27 protein-coding genes are annotated in these 26,234 nt (G+C 73.1%); 18 read left to right on the forward strand and 9 right to left on the reverse strand.

From position 1 onward, the window contains the following. Window positions 1-12: 12 nt before the first annotated feature. Together AB1460_RS19445 and AB1460_RS19450 are read right to left on the reverse strand one after the other, a co-directional pair. On the reverse strand, window positions 13-1,182 hold the full coding sequence (locus tag AB1460_RS19445) for a glycosyltransferase (protein WP_368963062.1): 1,170 nt from the start codon (window positions 1,180-1,182) through the stop codon (window positions 13-15). Then, entirely contained in the window at window positions 1,179-2,432 is a 1,254-nt protein-coding gene (locus AB1460_RS19450; protein WP_368963063.1) for a glycosyltransferase family 4 protein, read from the reverse strand. The genes AB1460_RS19445 and AB1460_RS19450 overlap by 4 nt, the downstream gene beginning before the upstream one ends. Before the next feature lie 245 nt (window positions 2,433-2,677). On the opposite strand from AB1460_RS19450, the gene AB1460_RS19455 reads away from it, so the two are divergent. Further along, the gene (locus AB1460_RS19455; protein WP_368963064.1) at window positions 2,678-3,286 is read left to right on the forward strand and encodes a DUF3099 domain-containing protein; all 609 of its coding nucleotides are present in this window, start codon (window positions 2,678-2,680) and stop codon (window positions 3,284-3,286) included. A gap of 33 nt (window positions 3,287-3,319) precedes the next feature. Here AB1460_RS19455 and AB1460_RS19460 read toward each other — a convergent pair whose 3' ends face one another. Then, the gene (locus AB1460_RS19460) at window positions 3,320-3,976 is read right to left on the reverse strand and encodes an NADPH-dependent FMN reductase (RefSeq protein WP_368963065.1); all 657 of its coding nucleotides are present in this window, start codon (window positions 3,974-3,976) and stop codon (window positions 3,320-3,322) included. 116 nt (window positions 3,977-4,092) lie between these two features. Here AB1460_RS19460 and AB1460_RS19465 point away from each other — a divergent pair, with 116 nt between their 5' ends. Genes AB1460_RS19465 through AB1460_RS19475 form a run of 3 tightly spaced genes read left to right on the forward strand, consistent with a single transcriptional unit; the run spans window position 4,093 to window position 6,718 of the window. After that, window positions 4,093-4,605 carry a MarR family winged helix-turn-helix transcriptional regulator gene (locus tag AB1460_RS19465; protein WP_368963066.1) on the forward strand — a complete coding sequence of 171 codons (513 nt, stop codon included), beginning with the start codon at window positions 4,093-4,095 and terminating at the stop codon, window positions 4,603-4,605. 60 nt (window positions 4,606-4,665) lie between these two features. Next, window positions 4,666-5,847, forward strand: a complete 1,182-nt coding sequence (locus AB1460_RS19470) for a CaiB/BaiF CoA transferase family protein (RefSeq protein WP_368963067.1) — start codon at window positions 4,666-4,668, stop codon at window positions 5,845-5,847. A gap of 16 nt (window positions 5,848-5,863) precedes the next feature. Beyond that, window positions 5,864-6,718 carry an SAM hydrolase/SAM-dependent halogenase family protein gene (locus AB1460_RS19475; protein WP_368963069.1) on the forward strand — a complete coding sequence of 285 codons (855 nt, stop codon included), beginning with the start codon at window positions 5,864-5,866 and terminating at the stop codon, window positions 6,716-6,718. Window positions 6,719-6,751: 33 nt separating this feature from the next. Here AB1460_RS19475 and pucL read toward each other — a convergent pair whose 3' ends face one another. Then, on the reverse strand, window positions 6,752-7,660 hold the full coding sequence (gene pucL, locus AB1460_RS19480) for a factor-independent urate hydroxylase (RefSeq protein ID WP_368963071.1): 909 nt from the start codon (window positions 7,658-7,660) through the stop codon (window positions 6,752-6,754). 638 nt (window positions 7,661-8,298) lie between these two features. Here pucL and AB1460_RS19485 point away from each other — a divergent pair. From AB1460_RS19485 to AB1460_RS19520, 8 genes are all read left to right on the forward strand, one after another. Further along, window positions 8,299-9,690, forward strand: a complete 1,392-nt coding sequence (locus tag AB1460_RS19485) for an Ig-like domain-containing protein (RefSeq protein ID WP_420497318.1) — start codon at window positions 8,299-8,301, stop codon at window positions 9,688-9,690. 175 nt (window positions 9,691-9,865) lie between these two features. Continuing rightward, complete coding sequence (locus AB1460_RS19490) at window positions 9,866-11,080, forward strand: phosphatase PAP2 family protein (RefSeq protein ID WP_368963072.1); 1,215 nt, start codon at window positions 9,866-9,868, stop codon at window positions 11,078-11,080. A 211-nt stretch (window positions 11,081-11,291) separates the two neighbouring features. Next, a complete protein-coding gene (locus tag AB1460_RS19495; protein WP_368963073.1) occupies window positions 11,292-12,503 on the forward strand; it encodes an OmpA family protein in 1,212 nt (403 codons plus the stop codon). Window positions 12,504-12,694: 191 nt separating this feature from the next. Then, entirely contained in the window at window positions 12,695-13,096 is a 402-nt protein-coding gene (locus tag AB1460_RS19500; RefSeq protein WP_368963074.1) for an encapsulin-associated ferritin-like protein, read from the forward strand. After that, on the forward strand, window positions 13,093-13,923 hold the full coding sequence (locus AB1460_RS19505) for a family 1 encapsulin nanocompartment shell protein (RefSeq protein ID WP_368963075.1): 831 nt from the start codon (window positions 13,093-13,095) through the stop codon (window positions 13,921-13,923). The genes AB1460_RS19500 and AB1460_RS19505 overlap by 4 nt, the downstream gene beginning before the upstream one ends. A 342-nt stretch (window positions 13,924-14,265) precedes the next feature. Beyond that, window positions 14,266-14,460, forward strand: a complete 195-nt coding sequence (locus AB1460_RS19510; RefSeq protein WP_084131146.1) for a (2Fe-2S)-binding protein — start codon at window positions 14,266-14,268, stop codon at window positions 14,458-14,460. A 203-nt stretch (window positions 14,461-14,663) separates the two neighbouring features. Then, window positions 14,664-15,134: a bacterioferritin gene (bfr, locus tag AB1460_RS19515; RefSeq protein WP_368963076.1), complete on the forward strand. Its 471-nt coding sequence runs from the start codon at window positions 14,664-14,666 to the stop codon at window positions 15,132-15,134. Between the two features lie 101 nt (window positions 15,135-15,235). Next, complete coding sequence (locus tag AB1460_RS19520) at window positions 15,236-15,481, forward strand: DUF2630 family protein (protein WP_071081715.1); 246 nt, start codon at window positions 15,236-15,238, stop codon at window positions 15,479-15,481. Between the two features lie 82 nt (window positions 15,482-15,563). Here AB1460_RS19520 and AB1460_RS19525 read toward each other — a convergent pair whose 3' ends face one another. Both AB1460_RS19525 and AB1460_RS19530 read right to left on the reverse strand, forming a co-directional pair. Further along, entirely contained in the window at window positions 15,564-17,111 is a 1,548-nt protein-coding gene (locus AB1460_RS19525) for an alpha/beta hydrolase domain-containing protein (protein WP_368963078.1), read from the reverse strand. Window positions 17,112-17,401: 290 nt separating this feature from the next. Beyond that, window positions 17,402-17,560: a hypothetical protein gene (locus tag AB1460_RS19530; RefSeq protein ID WP_368963079.1), complete on the reverse strand. Its 159-nt coding sequence runs from the start codon at window positions 17,558-17,560 to the stop codon at window positions 17,402-17,404. A 234-nt stretch (window positions 17,561-17,794) separates the two neighbouring features. Here AB1460_RS19530 and AB1460_RS19535 point away from each other — a divergent pair, with 234 nt between their 5' ends. The 3 genes from AB1460_RS19535 to AB1460_RS19545 all read left to right on the forward strand — a co-directional run bounded on the left by AB1460_RS19535 (window position 17,795) and on the right by AB1460_RS19545 (window position 19,910). Next, a complete protein-coding gene (locus tag AB1460_RS19535; protein WP_368963088.1) occupies window positions 17,795-18,403 on the forward strand; it encodes an RNA polymerase sigma factor in 609 nt (202 codons plus the stop codon). Window positions 18,404-18,460: 57 nt separating this feature from the next. After that, window positions 18,461-19,336: a hypothetical protein gene (locus tag AB1460_RS19540; protein WP_368963081.1), complete on the forward strand. Its 876-nt coding sequence runs from the start codon at window positions 18,461-18,463 to the stop codon at window positions 19,334-19,336. A 373-nt stretch (window positions 19,337-19,709) separates the two neighbouring features. Continuing rightward, window positions 19,710-19,910, forward strand: coding sequence for a hypothetical protein (locus AB1460_RS19545; protein ID WP_368963083.1), 201 nt, complete (start codon window positions 19,710-19,712; stop codon window positions 19,908-19,910). 245 nt (window positions 19,911-20,155) lie between these two features. On the opposite strand, the gene AB1460_RS19550 is transcribed toward AB1460_RS19545, so the two are convergent. From AB1460_RS19550 to AB1460_RS19560, 3 genes are all read right to left on the reverse strand, one after another. Next, a complete protein-coding gene (locus AB1460_RS19550) occupies window positions 20,156-21,667 on the reverse strand; it encodes an ATP-binding protein (protein WP_368963090.1) in 1,512 nt (503 codons plus the stop codon). Between the two features lie 102 nt (window positions 21,668-21,769). Continuing rightward, window positions 21,770-23,416, reverse strand: coding sequence for an FAD-dependent oxidoreductase (locus AB1460_RS19555; protein WP_368963091.1), 1,647 nt, complete (start codon window positions 23,414-23,416; stop codon window positions 21,770-21,772). A gap of 251 nt (window positions 23,417-23,667) precedes the next feature. Further along, window positions 23,668-24,228, reverse strand: a complete 561-nt coding sequence (locus tag AB1460_RS19560) for a hypothetical protein (protein WP_368963084.1) — start codon at window positions 24,226-24,228, stop codon at window positions 23,668-23,670. Between the two features lie 259 nt (window positions 24,229-24,487). On the opposite strand from AB1460_RS19560, the gene AB1460_RS19565 reads away from it, so the two are divergent. The 3 genes from AB1460_RS19565 to AB1460_RS19575 all read left to right on the forward strand — a co-directional run bounded on the left by AB1460_RS19565 (window position 24,488) and on the right by AB1460_RS19575 (window position 26,189). Continuing rightward, window positions 24,488-24,910: a MerR family transcriptional regulator gene (locus AB1460_RS19565; protein WP_368963085.1), complete on the forward strand. Its 423-nt coding sequence runs from the start codon at window positions 24,488-24,490 to the stop codon at window positions 24,908-24,910. A 122-nt stretch (window positions 24,911-25,032) separates the two neighbouring features. Then, a complete protein-coding gene (locus AB1460_RS19570) occupies window positions 25,033-25,407 on the forward strand; it encodes a thioredoxin family protein (RefSeq protein WP_368963086.1) in 375 nt (124 codons plus the stop codon). 71 nt (window positions 25,408-25,478) lie between these two features. Next, window positions 25,479-26,189, forward strand: coding sequence for an MBL fold metallo-hydrolase (locus tag AB1460_RS19575; RefSeq protein ID WP_071081713.1), 711 nt, complete (start codon window positions 25,479-25,481; stop codon window positions 26,187-26,189). Window positions 26,190-26,234: the final 45 nt, after the last annotated feature.

Below are 26,234 nucleotides of genomic sequence, written 5' to 3' on the forward strand. Positions count from 1 at the left end.
GTGCGACGGGAGTCAGGCGGCCACGGCCGGCGGTGCCGTGACCTCGGCTCCGTGGCAGTCCAGGAAGCCTTCCACGGTCGATGCCCACGGGAACTGCTCGGCCCGGGCCCGGGCGGTGGTGCGGCGCCGGTCCGGATCGATCTCCAGCAGCTCCATGGCCGCGTCGGCGAAGGTGAACCCGGTGCCCGCGGCGCTGAGGCCGCCGGCGATGTCGTCCCAGCCGTCCCCGGCGCCGGCGACCAGCTCGGCGAGCGCGCTCGCGTGGTGGACGACCGGCGAGGTGCCGCTCGCCATCGCCTCCAGTGCGGCCAGGCCGAACGTCTCCACCGGCCCGGGCGCGAACGCCAGGTCCGCGGTGGCGAGCAGGCCGGCCAGCCGGGACGGGTCCGCGACGAAACCGAGGAAGGTCACCGGCAGCCCGGCGGCCAGCCGCTCCAGCCGCCCGCGGCTCGCACCGTCACCGGCGACGACGAGGCGCACCGGTACCCGGCGGCGCACCAGCTCGGCGACGGCCGCCACCGCGATGTCGACCCGCTTCTCCGGCGAGAGCCTGGTGGCCGCGACGATCAGGATCTCCCGGTCGCGGGCGAACGCGCGGCGCAGGGTGCGGTCGTGGTTGACCGGGCGGAACCGGTCGAGCTCGACCCCCAGCGGCACCTGGCGCAGGTTGCCGGCACCGATGCGGACGAACTCGGCGCCGGCCCAGCGGGTCGTCGCCACCACGGTGTCGAAGGACGCGGCGAGGGCCCGGTTGGACCGGTCGGCCGCGGCCCCGACCGGGAGCACCCCGCGCAGCGGAGCGGGCGTCCACAGCCCCAGCAGCCGGTCGAGCCGCTCGTGGCTGACGACGAGCGAGCGGATGCCCTGACGGCGGGCCCACCGGCCCAGCGGGCGCAGGGTCGCGCGGTCATGGACCTCCAGCCGGTCCCCCCGCACCTGCTCGACGACGGCGGCGACCCGCCGCGGCTCGGCGAGGACCCGGTAGCCCGTGCGGGGGAGCGTCGGCGACCGCAGGGTGATGACCCTGGCGTGCGCCGTGCGCTCCTCGGCGTCGGCCGCGCCGGGGATGATCTGCACCACCTCGTGGCCGGCCCCGGCGTAGCCCGCGGCGAGGTGCCGCAGGGTCGTCCGGATGCCGCCGGACGCCGGGGCGACGAAACTCGCCGCCTGCACAATCCTCATGCTGGCCACCTGTCGGTCGTGACGGTCGTGGTACGCCCCCGGCCTCGCGCATCGCCCGGTCGGGCGGTGGTCACGGAGCGGCGGTTCCGGTGGACGCGGTTGCGCAGACGAGGCCGCCGCCCGGTCGTGAGCCCGGTGCCCAGGACGTCCCGGTAGTGGCCGAGAAGCTCCTCCCCGATCGTGTGCCAGTCGCAGCCCGCGACAGACGCCCGCGCAGCCGTCGCCAGCCGGTTCCGCAGCTCGGCGTCCGCCACCAGGCGCACCACCGCGCGGCGGAACGCGACCGGGTCACCGGGGGCGTAGTGCAGGCCGGTCCGTTCGTGCTCGATGACGTCGAGCAGGCCGCCGGCCGCCGGGCCGACCACCGCCAGGCCGCTCGCCTTCGCCTCCTGCGCCGCCTGGCAGAACGTCTCGTGGATCCCGGTGTGGACGAACACGTCCAGGCTGGCGATGGCGGTGGACAGCTCGAGGCCGGTGCGGAAGCCGAGGAAGGCGGCCCCCGGCAGCGCGCGGGTCAGCGCGGGCCGGCACGGCCCGTCCCCGACGACGACCAGCCGGGCCCCGGGCACGTCGGCGAGGGCGGAGAGCAGCTCCACCCGCTTCTCCCGGGCGAGCCGGCCGACATAGCCGACCAGGACCTCCCCGTTCGGCGCCAGCGTGGCGCGCAGGCGCTCGTCGCGGTGGTCGGGGTTGAAGCGCTCGAGATCGACCCCGCGGCTCCACCGGGCGACCCGCTGCACCCCCTCCGACAGGAGGGTGTCGACCGCGTCCCAGGACGGGGCGAGCGTGCGGCTGGCGACGCGGTGGACGGTCGCCAGCCAGCGCCAGATCGAACGCTCCGCCGCCGCGAGCCCGTAGCGGGTCGCGAACGCGGCGATGTCGGTCTGGTAGACGGCGATGCTCGGCACGCCGAGGCGCCGGGCGGCGTAGGCGGCCTGGGCGCCCAGGCCCGCCGGGGCGGCGAGATGGACGACGTCCGGGCCGAACTCGCGCAGCGCCGACACGAGGCCCGGCCAGGGGGTGGCGAAGCGGAACTCGGGGTAGCCCGGCATCGGTGCGGACGGGCTCCACAGCACCGGGGCGCCGGCATAGCTGCGTGGCGCGGTGCGGCGGGCCGCCGGAGCCGGCGCGGGCGCGACGACCAGCGCCTCGTGCCCGGTGTCGCGCAGGTGCTCCAGCACACGGCACACGGAGTTCGTCACGCCATCGACCTGAGGTAGAAAGGACTCACTTACCACCGCGACTCGCACACGAGCACGGTGGCAGCGACCGACGCCCACGTGAGGACTACAGTCCGTCCGTCGCGTAAACGTTCGGATACAGCTTGGTGCGACGGGAACCCGGGGCCGGGTGGCGGATCTCGCGACGGGGATCGTTGTCTCACTCCTGCCCCGCTGGGCAGGATGACAGGGGCCGGCTGCCGTGCCGGGCCGGCACCAGACCGGCTGGTACGGCCGGCCGGGGAAACGAGCGCCCACGTGAGCAGGCGGTAGATGTGAAGTGGCGACGGAACGAGCCAGTACTGATCACGTCGGCGGCTGAGTCCAGACCGGAGGAGATCCGTCGCCGGGAGCAGCGTTACATCGCGACGATGTTGTTCCGGGTGGTCTGTTTCGTGCTCGCCGTCGTCGCCTTCGACGGGTGGCTGCGCATCGTCGCGGTCGGTCTCGCGATCATTCTCCCCTGGGTCGCCGTCGTCGTCGCCAACGGCGGCCCGCCGCGCTCCGACCGTCGCCAGGCCGGCTTCGCCGAGAAGGAGTCGGCGCAGGCCGACCCGCACGCCCTCGCCGCCGGGCACGAGGTGGTCGACGCGGCCTTCACCGACGACGACGGCCGCGCGGAGACCGACAGCACCACCGGCGCCCCTGCCGGGCTGTCGTCCGGCCGGGTCGAACCGGCGGGGCCGGCTGGACCGGCTGGGCCGGCGGGGCCGGCGGGGCCGGCGAGGACCGCGGGACCGCAGGTGATCGACTCGGTGGTTCTGGCATCCGTCACGATGGAGCCGGGCCCCGGCGGGCCGGCTCCGGAGAGCGGCGCGGCACCGGTGCCCGCGGCGGCTGACAGCGACCCCGCGCGCCGAGACGGCGAGGTCACCCCGGCCTGACCTCGCCGCCCGGCACCGGCGCGGATGCCGGGGTCAGTCCGCCTGGGCGGACTCGGCCGCCGCGGCTGCCGCCGCCTGGGCGCGGAACACCCCGGGAGCCAGCTCGCCGCCGGCGCGGGCCTTCTCCAGGGCCGACGACCACCAGGCGACGTCGTCGAGCAGGATCTGCAGGCTGGCATCCGTGAACGGGTTGACCGGCTCGCCCTTCTCGTCGAACGTCCCGCCGACGAACGGCAGCACCACCGTGTTGCGCAGCGGCACCGCCTCCGCCTCGACGGCGATGTGGGCGAGGTGCTCGATCGCCCGGATCGCGCCGCTGATGCCGCCGCTGTAGCCGACGCTGGCGATCGGCTTGTTCCGGAAGCCGAACGACAGCCACACGGTGTCGATGGCGTTCTTCAGCACGCCCGGCACGCTGTGGTTGTACTCCGGTGTGATGACGATGAACGCGTCGGCGCTCTTCACCTTCGCGTTCCAGGCGCGGACCAACGGATCCGAGTAGGTCGGATCGTTGATGTCGCCGATCGTGCCGAAGTGCTCGGCGAAGATCGGCAGCGGCCAGTCCCGCAGGTCGGCGACCTCGACCTCGAAGGCGCCATGCGCCGAGGCGCGCGCCACGACCCAGGGGACGACGCTGTCGGCCGCCCGGCCGGGGCGGGTGCTCCCGACGATCACCAGAAGCTTGGACACCAGCACTCTCCACTCGGTGCGCAGGAAACCGCGATACGTTCGTCAGTATCGCCGATAGTTTGTGAAAGACAAACTATCGGTTCCTGACCGGTCGATGGTCAGGGTAGCCTCCAGAGATGGCAGAGCCTCCGCCGATCCTCGATCAGCAGGTGCTGCCCCTGATCGTCCAGCTCGCCCGGGTCGGCCAGCGTGCGGCCGGTGTTCACATGGCCGGCTGTGTCCGCCCCCGTCAGCACTTCGCGCTCGCGCTGCTCGAGGAGCGCGGCCCGCTCAGCCAGCACCTGCTGGGCCAGGCCCTGCGGCTCGACCCCAGCAACGTCGTGGGCCTGCTCAACGAGCTCGAGACGCTCGGGCTGATCGCCCGCCGCCGGGATCCCGCCGACCGCCGGCGCCACATCGTCGAGCTGACCGCCGCCGGCGGCACCGAGTTGACCCGTACGAACGCCCGACTCCGCCTCGTCGAGGACGAGCTCCTCGCGGCGCTGCGCCCCGAGGAGCGGGCGACGCTGCACAGCCTGCTCGTCCGCGTGGCCGGGGTGGGCGCCGCGGGCGGGGCCGCCGGGCCCGCCGGGGCGTGTGGGGCCGAGACCTCCCCATGCGGCGGCGAGGCCGAGCCGCCGCCCTGCTGATTCCCGCGCGGGTGCGGAACCCGCCCCGGCGGGCCCGGTCCGGGCACTAGCCTGGCCTGCGTGCTTCCGCTTGAGGGTGTGACCGTCGTCAGCCTGGAACATGCTGTCGCCCTGCCGTTCGCGACCCGGCACCTCGCCGAGCTCGGGGCACGGGTGATCAAGGTCGAGCGGCCGGGTCGCGGTGACTTCGCCCGTGACTACGACCGCGCGGTGCGCGACGGTATGTCCGCACACTTCTCCTGGCTGAACCGCTCGAAGGAGTCGCTCACCCTGGACCTGAAGGTCCCCGGGGCCCGGGCCGCGCTCGACCGGCTGATCGCGGGCGCCGACGTCGTCGCCCAGAACCTCGGGCCCGGCGCGGCCGCGCGGCTGGGGCTCGACGCGGCGACCCTGGTCGGGCGCCAGCCCAGGCTGGTCGCGGTGGATGTCTCCGGCTACGGGCCGACCGGCCCCTACCGGGCGCGGAAGGCCTACGACATGCTCGTGCAGGCCGAGTCGGGGCTGATCGCCGTCACCGGCAGCCCGGGGCAGCCGGCGAAGGCGGGGTTCGCCGCCGGTGACGTCGCCGCCGGCAGCTACGTCATCGAGGCGGTGCTCGCGGCCCTGCTGCGCCAGGCGCGCTCCGGTGCCGGGGCGGCCCTGCAGATCGCCATGCTCGACGCCCTCACGGAGTGGATGGGCTACCCGGTCCAGACGGTGGAGCACACCGGCACGGAGATGGCCCGGTCGGGGATCAGCCACCCCTCGATCGCCCCCTACGACGCCTACCGGACCGCTGACGGCGACGAGGTGCTGATCGGGGTCCAGAACGACGGGGAGTGGCAGCGCCTCGTCGAGGGCCCGCTGGCCCGCCCTGATCTCGTGGCGGACCCCGCCTTCGCGACGAACCAGGCCCGGGTGCGCAACCGGGCCCGGACGGATGCCGCGGTGGCCGGCGCCGTCGGCGGGCTGCGCACGGCCGAGCTGGAGGCGGGCCTGGAGGCCGCGGGCATCGCCTACGCCCGGGTCAACTCCGTCGCGGACCTGCTCGCCCACCCGCAGCTGGCCGCCCGCGGCCGTTGGGTCGAGGTGGGCTCGCCGGTCGGGCCGGTGCGTCAGTCCCGCCCGGTGGTCGAGTTCCCCGGGGAGCCGGCCCGGCTGGACCCGGTTCCCGCGCTGGGGGAGCACACCGAGCGCATCCTGGGCGAGGTGGGCCTCTCCGCGGGAGAGATCGCCGAGCTGCGTGCCGCCGGCGCGATCTGACCTTCCCGGGGATGCGATGAGCTGTGTCAGCCTGACGACCGACTACGGCCTGGTGGACGGGTTCGTCGCCGCCTGCCACGGCGTGCTGCTGCGCCTGGCCCCGGGAGTACCGATCGTCGACGTGACGCATCTGGTGCCGCGCGGCGACGTCCGGCGCGGGTCCGCCGTGCTCGCGTCGACGGTGCCACACCTGCCGTCCGGGGCGGCCCACGTCGCCGTGGTCGACCCCGGTGTGGGAACGGCGCGGCGGGCGCTCGCCGTCCGCGCCCCGGGTGGGTTCCTGGTGGGCCCGGACAACGGGCTGCTGCTCCCGGGCGCCGAGGTGCTCGGCGGCGTCCTGGCGGCGGTGGATCTGACCGTCCCGGCGGGCACCCCCGCGACCTTCCACGGCCGGGACGTCTTCGTGCCGGCAGCCGCGGCCCTGCTGGCCGGGCGCCCGCTCGACACGCTGGGCACCCCGGCCGACCCGGAGTCGCTGGTGCGGCTGCCGGCGCTGCTGGCACGGGTGTCCACCGGCCCGGGCGGGACCCGGCTGGAGTCGGAGGTCCTGCTGGTCGACACGTTCGGCAACGTGGCCCTCGCCGCGCCCGCCGAGCTGCTCGCCGAGGCCGGGCTGCGCCCGGGCGCCCGGGCCCGCCTCACCCGTCCGCCTCCCAGCCGCGCGCTCGGCGCTGACGGCGCTGACGGCGCGGTCGGCCCTCTCGGCTCGGTCGAGCTCGCGGTCGGGGTCACCTTCGGCTCGGTGCGGCCCGGTGAGCTGGTGCTCCACGCCGACTCGTCGGGGCTGGCGGCGGTGGCCCGGCGGGACGGGGACGCGGCCCGGGCCCTCGGCCTCGCGCCCGGCGACCGGGTGGTCGTGACCCCGCTCTGACCGCCCGGGGCGCCCTCGTCTGGAGAAACCGGATCAGCAGAAGCCCGGCGTCCCGTACCACGCCGCGGGGGCGGCCGGGACGTCGTCGCGTAGCACCGTGCCCTCGATGAGCCCGTACGGGCGGTCGGCCGCGAGGTAGACCGAGTCGGGATTGTCCAGGCCGAACGGTGCCAGGTCGACGAGGAAATGATGCTTGTTCGGCATCGAGAGCCGTATCTCGGCGACCTCCGGGAATCTGACCAGAACTGCTTCTCCCATGCGGTGCAGGGTCTGCTGGAGGGCCAGGCTGTGTACCTGCGCGAAGGTTTCCAGCAGCGTGCGTGGTATCTCGGCGGCGAGTCGCCCGAAATCCGGGCCGCCGGTCGCCTGCCCGGTTCCCAGGTAGCGCCAACGTGCCGTCACCTCGGTGGCGAGGATCCGGTCCGACGTCTCCGCGAGGGTCGTGTACCGGTCACGGGGGAATCCGCGGAACTCGGACCCGGTTGTTTTGAGCACCACCACTCCGGCAAGTCCGGAGACGACATGCACGGTGTCCGCCTCGACGGTCACCACGGTCGTCCGCCGGCCCCCGCCGGACCGGAGGAAGGAGTGGTCATGCGCGTGCCCGCCCGCGGTGATCCGGTCCCAGCCGGACTGCTCGATCTCGATGCGTGCCGCAGTGACCCACTCGTGACCGGACGTGAAATGACGGCCGAGCCGGGTCGCGAACTGTTCGATCTCGCCGATGCCGCCTTCGCGGGCGAAGGCGTAGACGACGTTCTTCTGGGTGTCGGTGGTGAGCACGTGGCTGTTGTCCCCCGCGGTGTGGGCGGCGACGAAGTCGCCGCGCAGCGCGGTGGACACGGTCAGGTCACAGATCCGGTGGACCGGGGTGGAGCGGTCGACGTGGACGAGGCGGACCTCGGCCTTGCCGTACTGGTTGGGCCCGGGAACGATGGCCATGGGCACCTTTCGTGGGTCGGCGCGGCGGGCCCGGGCCGGCGCGGCGGGAGTGCGACGGGCAGGAGGCCCGCGGAGCCCGACGGGCTCGTCTCATTGTGGCGCCGTTTCGCCCGCGTTCCCGGTCCGGCCGCACTGGCCTGTTCCGGCCAGGGGCCACCGAAGTCGGGCCGCCCAGCGCGATTCAACCGGCACTTCCGGGGGCGGTGATTGTCCGGCTGCCGACACATTCAGCTCCGGATACCGGCAGCGCGGGCCCGGTGTCCGGCCGGCGCGCAACGTCGGATATGAGTTGTGCGTCGGACGTACCGGCGCTGGGAGGGGTTCATGTCGGTCAACCGGAGAGTGTCACTCTCCGAGTTCGTAATCTTGGTGAAACGTAGTTGTCTCGTCGGTGTGGCGAGGTTTTCCCGTGATCGACGGGACGTGGTTCGTGGTTGTGGGTACCGTCCGTTCGTGGGCGGTCGAGCAAGTGCACATTCTGTTTCCGGGCGGTCTCCCGCGGTGATGGGATCGCTTGTTGTCGCCGCTCCGTTCCGCCCGGTGTCCGCTGGTCCTGGCGGCGTGTTGTCAGGCCGGTCGCGATCGCACGGGAAAGCCCGCCCGACCCGGCCGCACCGGTTTTCGGAAGAAGGCATCGCATGTCTCGCTCGATGATGAGCTCGGCGCGCGCCCGTCGCGGCGCGGCGCCAGCTGTTCCCGGTCCCGTTCGCGGCTCCGCGCCGGCCACCCACGGATCCGGAGGCGGCCGCGGGTGGGCCGCCCCGGCCCGGCGCGGGATGGCCGGGCTCGCCGCGGTGCTTGCCGCCGTCCTGCTGGCCTCCTGCTCGACGGGCGGCGGGGGCGGTGACACCGCCGCCGCACCGACCCCCCCGCCGCCTCCCGCGGCTTCGGTGAAGGTGACGCCGGCCGACGGTGCCACCGGCATCGCGCTCACCGAGTCGGTTGTGGTGACCAGCAACGCTCCGCTGGAGGCGGTCACCGTCAACCGGGGCGCCAGCGCGACCGAGAAGACCGAGCCCGGCACGCTCGCGGGCACGTTCTCCACGGACCGCCGGACGTGGACGTCCTCGGGCGGCCTGTTCTCCGACAGCCGCTACGACATCCAGGCCACGACGACGGCAGCCGCCGGCATCGCGGGCACGGCGGACATCGCCTCGAGCTTCACGACGGGCATCCCGGACAATCCGTTCAAGGTGTCGTGGGAGCCGGTGGCGGGCCAGACCGTCGGGGTGGGCGCCCCGATCAGCCTGACCTTCAGCGCGCCGGTGACCGACCGCGCCGAGGTACAGCGCCGGCTGTCGGTCAGTGCTGACCCGCCCGTGCTCGGCGCCTGGAACTGGATGTCGAACCGCCTGGTCACCTGGCGCCCGCAGCAGTACTGGACGCCCGGCACCCGGGTGCACGTGGAGGCCGACCTCGCCGGTTACGACTCCGGGTCGGGGTGGATCGGGGTCAAGGACCGGACGATGGACTTCACCATCGGCTCCGCCCAGATCAGCAAGGTCGACGCGGCGACGCACACGATGCAGGTCTTCAAGGACGGCCAGCTGGTGCGGACCATGCCGATCAGCGGTGGCAAGGCCGGCTACCTCACCATGGAGGGCCCGCACAACGTCCTCGGCAAGGCGCCCATGGTGATCATGGACTCGGCCACCGTCGGCGTGCCGAAGGGCCACCCGGAGTACTACTACGAGGAGGTCCAGTGGGCCGTCCACTACACCAGTGGCGGCCAGTACGTGCACTCCGCTCCGTGGTCGGTCGCCTCGCAGGGGCGGGCGAACGTCTCCCACGGATGCGTGAACGCCGCACCCGCTGACGCCGAGTGGTTCTACAACTTCAGTCGGTTCGGCGACATCATCGACATCAGCAACACCGGGCGGCCGGCGGAGACCTCGCAGCTCGGGAACGAGTGGTCCGTCCCGTGGGAGACCTGGAAGGCGGGCAGCGCGCTGCCCGTCGAGGAGTCCCCGGCCGGCGGGCCGCTGGCCGGCAGTGTCCCCGGGGCCGCCACCTCGGCCGGCGGGAACTGACCACGGCACCACCTGCATGGCCTGAGGTTCCCGGGCGGGTGGCCACGGAGTTGTTCCTCCGTGGCCACCCGCCCTTGCGTTCGTGATCGGCTGCCCGTGATTGGCTTGACGGCGCAGGCTGGACGAAGCGAGTCGGACATGGCGAGCTGGAAGTCGGACCGGAAGTCGAGGCGCGGTGGATCGGACGAGCCGCAAGGACCAGTTGGACCCGGCCGCGGACCCGGGCGGCGAGTCAGGCCACGGCATCGCGCCAGGCCACGGCGACGCGCCGGGCCGGACGGGCCAGCAGGGTGACAGTGGGGGGCCGGCGGGCGACCAGGTGCGGGGCCGGTGGCGAAGGCGCCTGATCAGCCCGACGACCGGGCTGCCCCACCTGTGGGTCGAGGCCGTCATGCTGGTGACGCTCTACTACACCTACACGGCGACCCGGGGCGCGGCCGACTCGTCCGAGGCCGGTGCGACCCAGCTGGGCTGGGACATCCTGCACCTGCAGGAACGCCTGGGCCTCGACATCGAGCTCGGCCTCAACCGCTGGCTGCAGGGCGTCCCGGCGCTGGCGGTCCTGTGCTGCTACTACTACGCCACGCTGCACTTCGTGGTCACCCCGGCGCTGCTCGTCCGGATGTACCGGCGCCATCCCGGCCGCTACGTCCGCGCCCGGTGGACCCTGGTCTTCACCACGCTGATCTCGCTGTGCGGGTTCTTCCTGTTCCCCACCGCGCCGCCGCGGCTGCTGCCCGGGACGTCCTATGTCGACACGATGTCCCACTTCGAGGCCTGGGGATGGTGGAGTGGCGGCGCCAGCGCCGCGCCGGACGGCCTGGAGGGCCTCGCCAACCAGTACGCCGCCATGCCCTCCCTGCACTGCGCGTGGGCGCTGTGGTGCGGTGTCCTGCTGGCCCGGTACGCCCGCACGCCGGCCGTGCGGGTGCTGGGCTGCCTGTACCCGGCCGCGACGGTGTTCATCGTCATGGCCACCTCGAACCACTACATCCTGGACGCCGTCGCCGGCTGGGCTGTGCTCGGAGTGAGCGCGCTGCTCGCCCTGGCCGTCACGGCGCGGCGCGGAGCCCGGCGGCCGGGCAGCCCCCCGCCGCCCCCGGCCGACGGCTCCCGGACTCCGGCGGCTGGAGTGCCACCGGCCGCGGCGGAAGCCGCGGAGCCGGAGCGGGTGGCCCTGACGGCGGCCGAGCCCGGTGGGAGAGCAGGCACGGAGGTGGAGGCGGAGACGGGCACCAGGCCGCCCGGCGGGGAGCCGGCGGACGGCGGGGCCGCGACCGCGCACTCCGGGGAGCTCCCGACGGCCCGCCTTCCGGCGGCCCCTCTTCCGGCGGCCCAGCACCCGGCCGGGCGGCCGGCGCCCACCCGGACGCGGCTCGGCGAGGCCTGAGCGGGCCGGCACCCACACTTTTTCCGCCACCTTCACCCGGTGCGTTCCCGATGTCGGGGATGTGCGAAAGTTGCGGAGCGATGTGATGATCTGCGTCGCGGCCCAGGGGCCTCGCGCCCGCCGCGCAAGCGGCGGCGCACCCGTCGGTTCACCGGCCCCGGGCAGGTCAGCCTGACCTCCGTCCCGTCCCACATCGAGCCCGGAGCACCTCATGTCCTCGCCCTCGGTGGCGCTCCTCCGGCGCCCCCGTCCGGTCGCGTTTGTCGTCGCGTTGGTTCTCGCGGGGCTGCTGCTCGCCCTGGTCGCCCTCTGGCTGCGCCGCGGCCCGATCGAGGACGACCTGGCCGATCGGGCGGCCGAGGCCGTCCGGGCGAGTGGCGCGGCCCGGGCCTGGATCAGCGTCGACGGGCGGGACGTCGTGCTCCACGGCCGCTTCGACAGCACCGAGGAGGCGCGCCAGGCCCAGGCGGCGGCCGCCGTCTTCGGTGCCGGCTCCGTCCGGCTGGCCGGTGACGCGGTCGTCGCGGCCGAGCCCTCCCGCCCGCTGGTCATCGGGGTGAGCGGGGACGGTGGGGCCCCGTCCGGGCTGGCCCTGAGCGCCACCGTTCCGGACAGCGCGACCCGGGCCGACCTGCTCGGTTCCGCCGCGGACGCGTCCGGCGGGGCCGTGTCGGCCACCGTCACCGTCGATCCGCAGGTGGCCACTCCGGTCCTGGAGGCTCTCGGCGAGGTGGCCACGGCGCTGGGCCGGCAGGCCGGCGCGCGGTCGGTGACCATCGACGGCTCCTCGCTGGTCCTGCAGGGCGGGGCGCCCGACGCGGCCGCTCGCGCGACGATCGGTGCCGAGGTGCTGGCCGCGGTGCAGCCGTGGCTCCCGGGGGCCTCGCTGGACAACCGGCTGGCGGTCGGGGCCGGCGCCACTGTCGTGCTGGACCCGAAGACAGGCGTCGCCAGGCCGGCTGGCCAGGCGACTGCCCCCGCCACCGGAGGCAGCGCGACCGGCAGTGCGACAGGTAGTGCGACAGGTAGCACGGCCGGCAGCGCGGCCGGCGGGACCGCTGACGGCACCCGGGCCGCACTGCGGGCGGCGCTGGAGGACGCGCGCCTGACCTTCGCCATCGATGACGCGACCCTGGACGCCGCCGTGCGCGCCGGACTCGACAAGGTGGCCCGCGCGTTGCTTCCCGGTGATCTCACCGTTCTCGTCGGGGGCCACACCGACAGCACCGGTCCGCTCGCGCTCAACCAGGCGCTCTCGGTCGACCGGGCCAGCGCGGCCCGCGAGTACCTGGTGCTGCGGGGCGTGCCCGCGGAGCGGGTCCGGGCCGCCGGCTTCGGCCCGGCCCGGCCCGTCGCCGACAACACCACGGTCTCCGGCCGGGCCGAGAACCGGCGGGTGGACGTCACCCCGCTCGCGGACTGAGCGGCCCCGTCCCGGCGTGCTGTTCTGAGCCCGTCCTGAGGCCGCTCCGACCGGGGCCGCGCTGGTGCTGGTGACGGGCCGATCACGCAGCGGTCATGGGCAGGCCGGGTCGCGCCGATCGGCGGTGTGCCCCGGTGAACAGCGGGCGATGATCGGGGATGGATCGGGCCTGGCGTGGTAGGTAGTGCGCTATGGGCGAGAACAGTATGGGGCTGCATGAGCAGTCCGGAGCCCTCTCACCAGGAACGATCGACCGCCACCGGGCGATCGCGTCGCTGATGGAGGAGCTGGAGGCCGTCGACTGGTACGACCAGCGGGTCGAGGCGGCCACGGACCCGGAGCTGGCCGCGCTGCTGGCGCACAACCGGGACGAGGAGAAGGAACACGCGGCGATGACGCTGGAGTGGCTGCGTCGCCGTGACCCGGTGCTGGACGCGCAACTGCGTACGTATCTGTTCACCTCGGTTCCGGTCACGGAGGTCGAGGATGCGGCGATGAGCGACGAGAGCGTTGACGGAGACGCCTCGGCACGGGCCGCGGAGCCGTCGGACGGCTCGCTGGGGATCGGAAGCCTGAGAGGTGTGAGCGAGTGAACCATCTACTGCGTGGCTATGCACCCGTGACCGAAGCGGGCTGGAAGGCCATCGACGACGAGGCCCGGGGGCGGCTGACGACGAACCTCGCCGCCCGCAAGCTGGTCGACTTCGCCGGTCCCCACGGCTGGTCCTATTCGGCCACCCCGCTCGGGCGGGTCGCTCCGCTGCAGTCGCAGCCCGGTGACGGTGTGCGCGCCCGGCTACGCAAGGTGCTTCCCGTCATGGAGCTGCGGGCGTCGTTCACGGTCGACCGCGGGGAGCTGGAGGCGATCGACCGGGGCGCCGACGACATCGACCTCTCCGGTCTGGAGGAGGCGGCCCGGCGGGTGGCGGTGACCGAGAACTCGGTCGTCTTCCACGGCAATGCCGAGGCCGGCATCGTCGGCATCGTCGAGGCGTCCTCCCATCCCCCGCTGGAGCTGGGGGCGGACACCGACACCTACCCGCGCACAGTCGCCAAGGCGGTCGCCCTGCTGCGCCGGGCCGGTATCGGCGGGCCGTACGGGCTGGCCGTCGACCCCGATGGCTACACCGCGATCCTGGAGGCCACCGAGCACGGCGGATACCTGCTGATCAGCCACCTCAAGCAGATTCTCGACGGCCCGGTGGTGCGGGCGCCGGGGATCCACGGCGCGGTGGTGCTGAGCCAGCGGGGCGGGGACTTCATCTTCGAGTCCGGCCAGGACCTCTCCGCCGGCTACTCGTCCCACACCCTGGACGAGGTGGAGCTGTACCTGGAGGAGAGCTTCACCTTCCGGGTGACCGAACCGGACGCCGCGGTCGCGCTGGTGCCCGGCGCCGACCGCCCGGCCAGCCAGGCCTGAGGGCCAGCCAGGCCTGAGGGCCCGGCCCGGCATCGCCCGCGGACCGGATCCCGGCCCAGCCGGGATCCGGACTGCCCGCCCCACCCCGGTAGCCGTGCGCGGACACCTTGTTCGCGTCACCACGGAATAGGGCTCACCCCGTTGCTCTGCGCATCAGGTCATCGCGGTCCGTGTGTGAGGTAGGTAAGGCTCTCTTGCGCCCACCGTCCGTTCCGTGGCACTCTATCGATAAGGGAAGCCTTAGCTAAGCCTGAACCTCGGTGCGAAGGGGTCCCCCGGAACGGTAACGGTCCACTCTCTCGGTGGTTTCGGCCCCGACGACTCCGGGCGTGGTGAGGTGCGGTGCTCGTCTGTTCATGCTTTGCTGTCTCCGACCGGACGCTACGTAGCGTGATTGCTTCGGGCGCCTGTGACACGGAGGAGATCGGTGCGAGGTGTGACGCCGGCACAGGGTGCGGCGGCTGCCTCGAGGAGATCGACGGCCTGCTCGATGAGGCGATGCCGCGTCGGCGTCGTCCGGTCGCCAGATCAGCCTAGAGACCCACCGGGGCCTCCTGGGACGTGATCTCGGTGGGGTCGGTGCGGGTACCCGCGGCCGTCTGCGGGATCCGCCGCATGTTCGCCATGCGGCCTTCCGGCACGCCGGTCGAGGGTCTGCCTAGTCTGAAGGTGCTGCCACCGCATATCCGCCGGGACGTTTCATGGGGGTCGCCGGGTGATATTGCTGGAGGTTACCGGCGGTGCGTGGCGACGAACAGATCGTCGAGAGACTGAACGCGGTTCTGACGAATGAGCTGACCGCCGTCAACCAGTATTTCCTGCATTCGAGAATGCAGCGGAACTGGGGATACAAGCATATTTCCGAGCACTACTACCATGAGTCGATCGACGAGATGAAGCACGCCGATCGAATCATCCACCGCGTGCTCTACCTCGGTGGTCTGCCGAACCTCCAGCGACTGCACACCCTGCGCATCGGGGAAACGGTTCCCGAGCAGCTCGGTCTCGACCGTACGCACGAGACCGAGGCGGTGGACCTGCTCCGAGAGTCGATCGCACTGTTCCGGACAAAGGGCGACGTCGGATCGGCCGTGCTCCTCGAGGACATCCTGACGTCCGAGGAGGAGCACATCGACTGGCTCGACGCCCAGCTCGAACTGATCTCCCAGCTCGGCGCCACGGAGTACCTGTCCCAGCAGATCCGCGACTGACCGACGGCGCGCTGGCCGTCGACCTCGGCCGCCGACCCAGCCGCCGGCCGCGGCCCGGAACCGACTGGTGCCCCGGACCGCGGCGTGGTTGGCTGAGGCCGGTGGACGACAAAGCGATCTTCGCGCGCATCGACTCCCTGGTGGCGGAGGAGCACGAGCTGCGCTCCCGGCGCAGCAGCGGCCAGATCGACTCCGACGCGGAGACCGACCGCCTCACCGAACTCGAGGAGACCCTCGACCAGTGCTGGGATCTGCTGCGCCGCCGCCGCGCGGCCCGCGGAGCCGGCGAGGACCCGGACGAGGCCCGCGCCGGCTCCAGCACCCAGGTCGAGGGCTACCTGCAGTAACGCTGGGTCGAGCCGCCCGGCCGCCCTGGCCCGGCGGCCGGTGGTCAGGAGGCCGGTGGCCAGGCGGCGGAGGGCCGTGGGCTCAGTGCCCGAGCAGGGCGGCGGCATCCTCCGGGAGGAGGAAGCCGCTGTCGACGCCGGCCTGGGTCGCCTCCGCCAGCCGCTGCTCGTAGCTGCCCAGATCGGGGTAGAGCTGGGCCAGCCGCTCGCCGTCCAACGGCGTGGTCGACCCGAACAGGACGCACAGCCCCTCACCCTCCCCTGACAGCGTCGCGGTGGGCACGTCCAGCGCAGGCAGGCGCACACCGCCGAGCGCGTTGCCGTCCTCGTCGCGGGCGATGCGGCCGTCCGGCGTGGTGGTGATCCTCGGTGCCTGCGGCGGGGGAGTGCCGTCCCGTGCCCACCGGGCCAGGAGCCGCACGGCGCTGTTCATCACCAGGTACTGGGGAGCGTCGTTGACCGGCCTGGCACAGTCCTTCTCACCGGACGAGTCGAGCTCCCGCGCCATCAGCGGGTCGACGAAGTCCATGACGAAGCGGTCCAGGTGGGCGGTACCGGCCACCTCCCATGTCCGCAGGTACGCGGTGTCGGGCTGGCGGGCGTCCAGGTACGTGAACGGGCCCGCCCGCACGTCACTCTCCGCCTCCACGACCAGCACCGGGACGTCCAGATCGGTGCGGATCAGGGTCGGGCGCAGCGAGTCCTGGGCGTCCGCCGACGAGTCACCGAGGGGCGCCGCGTACGGGCCCCGGCTGTGCACCAGGAACCCGTCGAACCGGTCGGCCGGCGGGACCAGCGGATGCACGGCGTTGAGGTAGGCGAGGAGCCGGGCCGCCGACTGGGACTCGCCGTCCGCCAGCACCGTCGCGACCGGGAGGCCGCGCAGCGGTCCGTCCGGGTTCCGCACCGCCCGCGCGGCATCGGTGAAGATGTCGTACGAATAGGCGTCGCCGGGATGGCTCAGCGACCCGTAACGCCCCCGGTCCCAGGCCCGCAGGCCGAGGACGCCGTTCACGCCGACGGACTGTGCGGACACCCCGACCCAGGCATAGCCGCCGCGGACCAGCTCCTGGTGGGCATACCCGAAGTCGGTCGGGGTCTCCGTGCTGGCGGTGACGTTGAGCCATTCGACGACGACGGTGCCGTTGAACCGCGCCGGGTCGCGCGGCCGCTCGACGAGCAGCCTCGTCCGGTACGGGGTGGGCTCGCCGGACGCGGCCTGCCAGTAGCCGTCGGCGGAGCGGGCGCCGGCGGTCCGGTAGGGGCGGGCCTCGCCTTCTAGCTGGTACTCGCTCTCCTCGTAGCCGGCCGCGGCCACGGCGGTGACCGGCGGGATGACGAGAGACAGGAAGGGATGTCCCCGCAGACCGCCGGTGATCGGGGTCGTCACCGGCGCGGCCCGCTCCGCGGCCGAAGGCTCCGCGGCCGCCAGCATGGCCGCGGGCGGGTCGCCGGGGGAGGCCGGTGGGGGCGCCGCGGGCGTCGCGGGCAGGCAGAAGGCGGCGGCGAGCGCCGCTGTGGTCAGGGTCGCGGTGGCCAGGAATCCGACGAACCGGCGCCCGGTAGCAGAGGGGCGGCCGGCTGCGCGGCGGAGCCGACGGGTGCCGACGGGGGTCCGGGTCGGACGCACGGGAGCTCCTCGACTCGTCTGGGTGGTCGCCGTTGGCGCGCGCAGCGTAACGGGCGACCACCCGCAAATCGGGCTGCCGTTCTCCGGTCGGGGCGTGGCGTTCCTACGGGTTTGCCCGAACGGTCAGTCGTCGTTCCGCCGTGCCTCCCGCCCTCGTCTCGGTCGTCGCTGTCCGTGTCGGAGATCCAGCGCGAACGCGATCCTGAAGACCGTCATGCCGGCCCCCGGAGCCCGGCCTCCGAATCCGCGACGCCGCGCCAGCGCAGCGCGCCTGCCGACGGCGTGGCCAGCTACGCGAGTTTGAGCAGCGCACGCTCCCGATGGGCCGGGTTGGCGTCAATCACGGCCTGGAGCTGCCGGGCGTGCTCGCGGCGCTCCTCGGGAAACGCGGTCGCCACGGCGTCGAGAGCCGCGCCGACCGCGTCCCTCGGGTCCACCGAAGCGGACATGGTCCACTGACCGTATCGGCTCATTCTCTGTGTGTCACTAGCAAGCCCCTGCTGTCGTTCTGTTCTGACCGGGGCCGCATCATCTGCGCGGTGAGCGAGAGCGCGAAGATGAGCGGAGACGCGACCGCCACCGGTGGCACCCCGCGACGATCATCTAGCTTGGCTGGGTCGGCATCTGTCAGCACGGCAGCCTCGCTGACATCGGCGCCACCGGTTCCACGCGACGGTCCACCGATCGAGGAGCCGAATCTCTCCTCGGCAGTGATCGAAGCGCAGCGCGGTGACGAGGCGGCCTTCAGGCTGATCTACCGGACGATCCAGCCGGGTCTGCTGCGGTACCTGCGGGTACTCGTCGGGAACGACGCCGAGGATGTGGCCTCCGAGGCGTGGCTGCAGATTGCCCGGGATCTGGCATCGTTCCGCGGGGACTTCGACGGGTTTCGTGGTTGGGCAGCCACGATCGCACGTCACCGCGCGCTCGACCACCTGCGCCGACGCACTCGCCGTCAGCGGGACGACATACCGGTCGAGATGGTGACGACAGAACTGGCCGCGCCCGACGACACCGCCGGAGGGGCGTTGGAGGCACTGTCCACCGAGGCTGCCATGCACCTGATCGCGGGCCTGCCGTTGGACCAGGCGGAGGCGGTGCTCCTGCGGGTGGTCATGGGGCTGGACGCGAAAACCGCGGGGCGGGTCCTGGGCAAGCGCGCCGGCGCAGTCCGCACCGCGGCGCATAGAGGGTTGCGCCGGCTTGCCGAACAGCTCGCCGAGCGGGGGATCACCGAAGCCGGTCGACCGGAGGCAGGTGAACATGCTCGGAGTGACAGCACGCGACGATGACCGTCGGATGCGGTCAGGTGTAACACCGGCGAGAGCTTCGACGCTGAAGGACGTGAGATGAGCACACACCGACCCCGTCGGATCGACCGGGGCGAGGCAGAGCGGATGCTTCGCGGCGCCCCGGTCAATGACGGGGTCGGTGCGGATCCCCTTGCCGACCTGCTCGCCGCCGTGGCCGCTCCGGCCCGCGGTGGCGAACTTGACGGTGAGGAAGCGGCCGTGGCCGCTTTCCGGGAGGTGCGTCTCACCCACGTCACCCAGCCGCGGAGAAAACCCATGATCAATCTGATGTTCGCGAAGCTCCTGACCGTGAAGGTCGCCGCCATGGCGGCCGGGGCCACGGCTGTCGGTGGTGTCGCCGTCGCTGCCGGCACAGGAGTACTCCCCATTGCCGGTGGTGGTGGCAGCGTCGCCGTGTCCCCGACGGCCACGCCCTCCGCCGAGGTGAGTATCCCGGCGATCCCCGTGCCGAGCGCCGGCGCGTCCGTCTCGGTGTCACTGCTCGACCTGTGTCACACCTACACAGCCGCCGCAGCGACCGACGCCCGCACGACTCTCGATTCCCCGAACATGCGCGCGCTGGTCACCGCCGCCGGCAGCGCTGACAAGGTCGACGCCTTCTGCGCGAAGGCACTACAGGCGGAGACCGGCACCGCCGCGACACCGGGCACCACCGCCGGTGCGAGTGGAAGTGCGGGGCCGGGCGGTGCTGGTGTCGGCGCGCAGGTCCCGGGCGCGGGGGCGGGCGCGAGCGCCGGACCGGATGGTGCGGGTCCTGGCGTCCGTGTGGCGCCGAGCGCAGGAGTGGGTGCGAGTGCGGGGCCGGGCGGTGCTGGTGTCGGCGCGCAGGTCCCGGGCGCGGGGGTGGGCGCAAGCGTCGGCCAGGGCGGCGCCGGACTTGGTGCCAGCGCGGCCCCGTCGGTGCCTCGCTGACCGGTAGGCCTCACACGGTGTCTGGTAGATCACTGCAGCCGTGCCGAGTGATCTACCAGACATCGTTCCGCCTGCTGAGAGCTCCGCGCGTTTCCCGCTCATCGCCCGTGACCGTCCTTCACCCACGGTGTCGACAGAACGGGACACCCCTTCACCCAGTACTGCGCGGGCTTGGGATCCACGCCGGGCGGCCCGACCAGCCGCCGGTTGTCGCCGCCGCTTACGCGGCCATCAGTTGTCGGTGTAACACTGGCGAACGTTTCGACGCTGCAAAGGATGGGGCTGGCTACGTGCGGTCCCGGTGTCTACCTGACGGATCCCCCACTCCGGTAGCGAGGCACACCAGACCCGCGCAGGGAAGGGAACACTGGCCATGGCAGACGTGTCGATCTGGTTCGTAACGCAGGACGCCGAGGTCGGCGTGACCCTATCTGCTGTCCAGGCGTTGCGGTTGGCCGAGGCCATCACGCGCAACATCGCGGATGCAGTGTCCGAAGCAGGACGGAACGGGGCCGAGTCACCCTGGCCGGATGCCCGGCCCAGCGGGCAGACGCTGGCCGCACCGCAATACTGACCGTCCGGGTAGGGCCGGGGTAGGGCCCCTGCGTGGCTGATGGATGTCCTGAAGCGGAGATCACCGAGAGTGTGCCGGGATCAGCGAAAGACGTGCCGCCGCCACCGTGCCCGGTCCGCGTGTGCCCATGGCGCTTCAGCGACCCGGGCCCGCGCAACGTACTGGCTGCGGGGCTCCTGCTGGCGGCGAACGGGGTTTTGAACGCGGTCCTGGCGGCGTTGCTCTGGGTTCGCGACGGCGCTCGGTCAGCCTCGCCCGGCCCCTGGACTGGTGCCGGAGCCAGGTCCCCCGGCGGCGGCTGCTTCGACGGCCTCTGCGGGCTCGAGATCCGGGCGGGTCGGCAGCGAGACGCGGAAGCGGGTGTCGCCGGGTACCGAGGCGACGGTCAGGTTGCCGTGGTGGCGGCCGACGACGATACGCCAGGAGATGTCGAGGCCCAGGCCGGTGCCCTCGCCGACGGGCTTCGTCGTGAAGAACGGCTCGAAGATCCGTTCCTGGATGTCGGAGGCGACCCCGGTGCCGGTGTCGCGGATCTCCACGACCAGGTCGTCGTGGTCCGCCGAGGTGGCGATCGTGAGGGTTCCGGAGCCGCCCATCGCCGCCGTGGCGTTGTCGACGAGGTTCGTCCAGACCTGGTTGAGCTCGGCGGCGTGGACGGGGATCTCCGGCAGGGTCCGGTCGTACTCGCGGACGATCCGGATCCCGGCGAGCTTGCCGCCGAGCATGGTGAGGGTGCTGTCGAGCAGTTCGTGCACGTCGACCTGGCGGTAGGGCGCCCGGTCGAGCTGGGAGTACTGCTTGGTCGCCGCGAGCAGGCCGGAGATCCGGTTCGTGGACTCCTCGATCTCCTTCATGAGCAGTTCGCTCTCGACCGTGTAGGTCAGCCAGCGGACGGCGCCTTCGAGGATCTCCGGGGAGACGGTGATGGCGACCCGTTCCAGCCAGTCGACATCGATGCCGCCCTGGACGAACGTCGGCGCCAGCTCCCAGCCGCCGGTGACGCCGTGGTCGTCGAGCCAGTCCGCGACGGCGTCCTCGCGGTCGCTGGTCTCCATCGGCGTCAGGGCGGGTGCCTTCCCGACCCGTTCGGCGGCGTCCTCCTGCAGGCCGATCAGGGCCTCCAGCGCGGGGCGGTCGTAGGGTCCGGCAGCGATCATTCCCAGTTTGTGCCGCATGCCGGCGACCCGTTCCCGCAGCGAGACGGTGGCGCGCACCGCGGCGGCGGCCGGGTTGTTGAGCTCGTGGGTCAGCCCGGCGGACAGCGACCCGAGCGCGAGGAGCCGCTCGCGCTGCCCGGTCAGCTGCTGCAGGTTCTTCTGCCCGAAGAACAGCCCCTCCAGCATGTGGACGGCCATCGGGAACCAGTCGCGCATGAGCCGCGACAGCGCCGTGCCGTCCAGCACGACGAACCGGGACGGGGCGGTGACCCGCAGGGAGTTGGTGTAGACCTGCGGGACCCGGTCCTCGAGGTAGGCGAACCAGGCCCCGGAGTAGGCACCGCGCTGGCTGGTCCTGGTGACCTCGACGTCGTCGTCGCCGACCCGCCGGGTGAGGACGAGCGTGCCTTCGACCAGCACGTAGAAGCAGGTGGCCGGCTCGCCTTCCAGGAAGACCGGGCCGGGTTCGATCAGCTCGACGTGGCCGTTGCGGCAGATCCACGCGAGCTGGTCGTCGGTGAGCTTCTCGAAGAGGAACAGGCTGCGCAGCTCGTCGATGTCGCAGGGCAGCGCGGTGCCCTTGACGCACGCCTGGCCCATGACCTGGGCGCCGGCGGCCGTGCCGTCTGCCGTGCCGGCCTGGGCGCCGCCCGCCGACTCACCTGCCGTCTCGCCCGCCATGTGGCCTCCTCTCAGCGCATTTCAGCGTTTCGCCAGGTAGCGGTGCACGAGGGCGACGGCCATCGCGCCCTCGCCGACGGCCGAGGCGACTCGCTTGACCGACTCGGCCCGGGCGTCGCCGGCCACGAACACCCCGGGCAGACTGCTTTCCAGGTGGTAGGGGTCCCGCTCGGCGGCCCAGCCCGCCGGCCGCCGCCCGTCGACGACGAGATCCGGGCCGGCCAGGACGAAGCCGTGCTCGTCCCGGGCGACGACCCCGTCCAGCCAGTCGGTGCGGGGCGCGGCGCCGATGAAGATGAACAGCCACTGGGTGTCGACCCGCTCGGTCTCGCCGGTCGCGTTGTCCCGCAGGACCAGGCCTTCCAGATGGTCGGTGCCGTGCCCGGAGATGACCTCCGTGCAGGCGCGGACGTGGATGTTCGGCACGGCCGCGATCTGCTCGATGAGGTAGTGGGACATGGACGCCTCCAGCCCCCGGCCCCGGACGAGCATCGTCACCGACTTCGCGTGCCGGGCGAAGTACATCGCCGCCTGGCCGGCCGAGTTCGCGCCGCCGACGATGTAGACGTTCTCGCCGCTGCAGCCCGGGGCCTCGGTGAGCGCCGAACCGTAGAACACCCCCTGGCCGGTCAGGTCGTGCAGGCCGGGAGCGTCGAGCTGCCGGTAGGAGACGCCGGTGGCGAGGATGATCGCGTGCGCGTCGATGCTGGCCCCGTCGCCGAGGACCAGCCGCCGGGCGGGGCCCGCGGCTTCCAGGGCCACCACGTCGGCGGTGGTCAGCAGCTCCGCGCCGAACTTGACCGCCTGCCGGCGGGCCCGGTCGGTGAGCTGGGAGCCGGAGACGCCGTCGGGGAAGCCGAGGTAGTTCTCGATCCGTGAGCTCTGGCCGGCCTGGCCGCCGGTCGCGTGCCGTTCGACGAGCAGCGTCCGCAGCCCCTCGGAGGCCCCGTACACCGCCGCGCCGAGGCCTGCCGGGCCACCGCCGACGACGACGAGATCGTAGAAGTCGCCGGCGGGCGCGGTCGCCAGCCCGACCTGGCTCGCGAGCTCGCCGTCGCTCGGGTTGACCAGCGCGGTGCCGTCGGTGGTGATGACACAGGGGATCGCGTCCGGCGACGCGCCGGCGGCGGTCAGCAGCCGCTCGCCCTCCGGCTCGTCCGCCAGGTACCACCGGTAGGGAACGTGGTTGCGGGCCAGGAAGTCGCGCACCTCGTAGGACCGTGCCGACCAGCGGTGCCCGACCACCCGGGTCTCGGCGACGGGCCGGCGGTCCGTGGCGAGCCAGGCGTCGAGCAGGGCGTCCAGGACCGGGTAGAGCTTCTCCTCCGGCGGATCCCACGGCTTGAGCAGGTAGTGGTCGAGATCGATGACGTTGATCGCGTCGATCGCGGCGCTGGTGTCCGCGTAGGCGGTGAGCAGCACCCGGCGGGCGGTGGGGAACAGGTCCATCGCCTGCTCGAGGAACTCGATGCCGTTCATGCCCGGCATGCGGTAGTCGGCGAGGAGGATGGCGACCTCGTCCCCGCGCAGCTTGATCTCGCCCAGCGCCTCCAGCGCCTGCGCGCCCGACTCGGCGCGCACGACGCGGTAGTCGCCGCCGTACCGGCGCCGCAGGTCACGGGCGACCGCCCGGGAGACGTTCACGTCGTCATCGACGGTCAGCAGCACCGGGCGGGGAGCCCCGCGCCCGGCCCGGCCGCCGGTGGAGGCGGAGCCGGTGCCGGCGACGGCGGGCTCCGGCGGGTGCGGGCTGGGTGTCGTCACCGTGCCGAGAGCTCCGCTGGACGGGCTGGCCGGCAGGCTGCGGGACGTCGACTGCGATCGGTCACGCGCTCAGTCTAGGGCGCCTGGCCTGGTCATCCCGGTATTCAGGGCCATTCACCCGGTAGCGGAACGTATGCGTGGGATGCCCGGTGCGGTCAGTGCTCGGGTCGGTCGAGATCCCGCTGGCCGTCCAGGAACAGACGGATCTGGTCGCGGCCGGAGACGCCGGCGGGGCCGGCCCGCAGCGGTGTGCGGGGCGGCGCCGCCGCGGAGCCGGAGCGCGGCGCTGTGGCACTCGGCGGGATCCCGCCCGGCAGCGGTCCGACCGCCACCCCGTCGACCATGACCAGCGGCACGACGCCGTCCAGGATCAGCTGGCCCGGAGCGCGGTCCCCCTCCCAGGCCCCGCCGGCGCGCTGGACGAAGAGCTCCTGGCTGTACACGGCGAAGCGCACCGTTCCCGGCCTGCCCGATCCGGTCAGCAGGCGCAGGCGCTCCGCCGCCCGGCGGATCTGACGCGGGCTCAGGCCGGCACGACGCAGCGCGGCGACCGCACGCGCCTGGGTCAGCTCGCCGCGCCCCGGGCGAACCAGGCCGGAGCGCCGCCAGTAGGCAAGCTGCCGCGGGGTGACAGGCGAGGCGGGCGGGCGAAGGGCCGCGCCGACGACGGCGGGCGCGGAAGCAGGCCGGCCCGTGCGGCGCGTACCCTCCGTCACCGTACGAATGTAACCGTCCGGTCTGTGCCGGGTAGGCCCGAGGTCGCCCTGGTCGTCCAGCCGCACCGACCCGGCCCGCTCCGACGCCTGCCCCGACGCGGCCCGCGCGGACGCCGATCTGTTCGACGGCGGACAGCCCCTGGCGCGGGCTTGCCCTGACGTGCGCGTGAACCTCTAGCGTCGAGGACGACGACGAGACCGGGCCGGGCGGCACCGCACGGCACGGCTCGGCCACGGGCGGAGGGCGGAGGTCACCGGAATGCGCATCGGTGAGCTGGCGCGGCTCGCGGGGACGAGTACCCGCGCGCTGCGGCACTACGAGGAGCGCGGGCTGCTCGCCGCCCGTCGGCTCGCCAACGGCTACCGCGACTACAGCGCCGCGGACCTGCGCGCGGTCGAGGAGATCCGCGCACGGGTCGCGGACGGGTTCGCGCTCGCCGAGACCCGTCCCTTCGTCGAGTGCCTGCGGGCGGGGGAGGGGACCAGCGACGCCTGCGTGGACTCGATCGAGGGCTACCGCCGCCGGATCGCGCAGGTCGACGCCGAGATCGCCCGGCTGCTGCACTCGCGGGAGCGGCTGGCCGCCCAGCTCGACACGGCGTGCCGTGGTGCCCGCGGCCAGGGGGATGTCCCGCCCGCGCTGCCGGGGTGCGTGCTCTTCCCGGCCGCGCCCGGTACCTGACCGCCGCGTTTCCGTTCTGTCGTCTGTCGTCATGTCTGTCATCTGTTGTCTGTTGTCTCTGTCGTCGCACCGGCCCGCCGCTGCGGGCGGGCGGACCGCCCATGCTCTGAGGGAGCTGTCTCATGCCTGTTCACGAACTGTCCGTGCCCGGATCCGCCGCCGACAGCGCGGAGTGGGAGGTCGACGACGGCACCTTCGCGGACGCCGTGCTGCGGTCCCCGATCCCGGTGCTGATCGACTTCCAGGCCGACTGGTGCCCGCCCTGCCGGATGATGCGACCGATCCTGCGCCAGGTCGCGTCCGAGCTGGCCGGCCGGCTGCGCGTCGTCGAGGTGGACGTCGACGCCAGCCCGCGCACCGCGCTCGCCTACGGCGTGCTCGCCATGCCGACCATGGTCGTCGTCCGTGACGGCGAGGCGGTGGCGACGCTGGTGGGCGCCCGCAGCCGCCGGCGCCTGCTGGACGACCTCGCGGACCACCTGGCGGACCAGCCGTAGGACCGCGCCGGGCCACGGGTGGGTGGTCGGGGGTTCTGGAGCGGCGGGGCGGGGCTCCGTAGGCTCACGGTGTGAGCGAGCGCCTGTACTTCCGTCAGCTTCTGTCCGGTCGTGACTTCGCGGTCGGTGACCCCGCGGCGACGCAGATGGTCAACTTCGTCTACCTGATCGGTGACCGGGAGACCGGGGAGGCCGTCGTGGTCGACCCCGCCTACCGGGTGGGGGACCTGCTCGACGTGCTCGCCGCCGACGACATGCGGCTGACCGGGGCGCTGGTCACCCACCACCATGCCGACCATGTGGGCGGCACCGCCTTCGGCATCGAGCTGGAGGGCATCCGCGAGCTGCTGGAACGCACCTCCGTCCCGATCCACCTGCAGCGGGACGAGGCGGAGTGGGTGCGGCGCGGGACGGGGGTGGGCGCGGCCGAGCTCGTCGAGCACGACGATGACGACGTGGTCACCGTCGGCTCGGTGGACATCCGGCTGCTGCACACGCCGGGGCACACCCCGGGCAGCCAGTGCTTCCTCGTCGACGGCCGCCTCGTCGCCGGGGACACGCTGTTCCTCGAGGGCTGCGGGCGGATGGACTTCCCCGGCGGCGACGCCGCGAAGATGTACGACAGCCTGCGGCGCCTCGGTACGCTGCCGGACGACGTGACCGTCTACCCGGGCCACCGGTACTCGGCGGAGTCCTCGGCCGAGCTCAGCGTGGTGCGCAAGATGAACTACGTCTTCCGGCCGACGAGCTCCAAGCAGTGGCTCGCCATGCTCGGCGCCTGACCGCTCGCGGTGGCGACGTACGGGGTGGCGATGCACGGGGTGGGC

The organism is Parafrankia sp. FMc2 (assembly GCF_041008525.1).
In the GTDB taxonomy this organism is placed as follows: Bacteria; Actinomycetota; Actinomycetes; order Frankiales; family Frankiaceae; genus Parafrankia.

What these genes read in the sequence shown, in the direction of transcription:
- AB1460_RS19500 (WP_368963074.1), top strand. Translation starts at nt 12,695, where the DNA reads ATGGGCGAGAACAGTATGGGGCTGCATGAGCAGTCCGGAGCCCTCTCA.
- AB1460_RS19465 (WP_368963066.1), top strand. Translation starts at nt 4,093, where the DNA reads ATGGCAGAGCCTCCGCCGATCCTCGATCAGCAGGTGCTGCCCCTGATC.
- AB1460_RS19545 (WP_368963083.1), top strand. Translation starts at nt 19,710, where the DNA reads ATGGCAGACGTGTCGATCTGGTTCGTAACGCAGGACGCCGAGGTCGGC.
- AB1460_RS19540 (WP_368963081.1), top strand. Translation starts at nt 18,461, where the DNA reads ATGAGCACACACCGACCCCGTCGGATCGACCGGGGCGAGGCAGAGCGG.
- AB1460_RS19485 (WP_420497318.1), top strand. Translation starts at nt 8,299, where the DNA reads ATGTCTCGCTCGATGATGAGCTCGGCGCGCGCCCGTCGCGGCGCGGCG.
- AB1460_RS19495 (WP_368963073.1), top strand. Translation starts at nt 11,292, where the DNA reads ATGTCCTCGCCCTCGGTGGCGCTCCTCCGGCGCCCCCGTCCGGTCGCG.
- AB1460_RS19530 (WP_368963079.1), bottom strand. Translation starts at nt 17,560, where the DNA reads ATGTCCGCTTCGGTGGACCCGAGGGACGCGGTCGGCGCGGCTCTCGAC.
- AB1460_RS19550 (WP_368963090.1), bottom strand. Translation starts at nt 21,667, where the DNA reads ATGGGCCAGGCGTGCGTCAAGGGCACCGCGCTGCCCTGCGACATCGAC.
- AB1460_RS19445 (WP_368963062.1), bottom strand. Translation starts at nt 1,182, where the DNA reads ATGAGGATTGTGCAGGCGGCGAGTTTCGTCGCCCCGGCGTCCGGCGGC.
- AB1460_RS19565 (WP_368963085.1), top strand. Translation starts at nt 24,488, where the DNA reads ATGCGCATCGGTGAGCTGGCGCGGCTCGCGGGGACGAGTACCCGCGCG.
- pucL (WP_368963071.1), bottom strand. Translation starts at nt 7,660, where the DNA reads ATGGCCATCGTTCCCGGGCCCAACCAGTACGGCAAGGCCGAGGTCCGC.
- AB1460_RS19570 (WP_368963086.1), top strand. Translation starts at nt 25,033, where the DNA reads ATGCCTGTTCACGAACTGTCCGTGCCCGGATCCGCCGCCGACAGCGCG.
- AB1460_RS19475 (WP_368963069.1), top strand. Translation starts at nt 5,864, where the DNA reads ATGAGCTGTGTCAGCCTGACGACCGACTACGGCCTGGTGGACGGGTTC.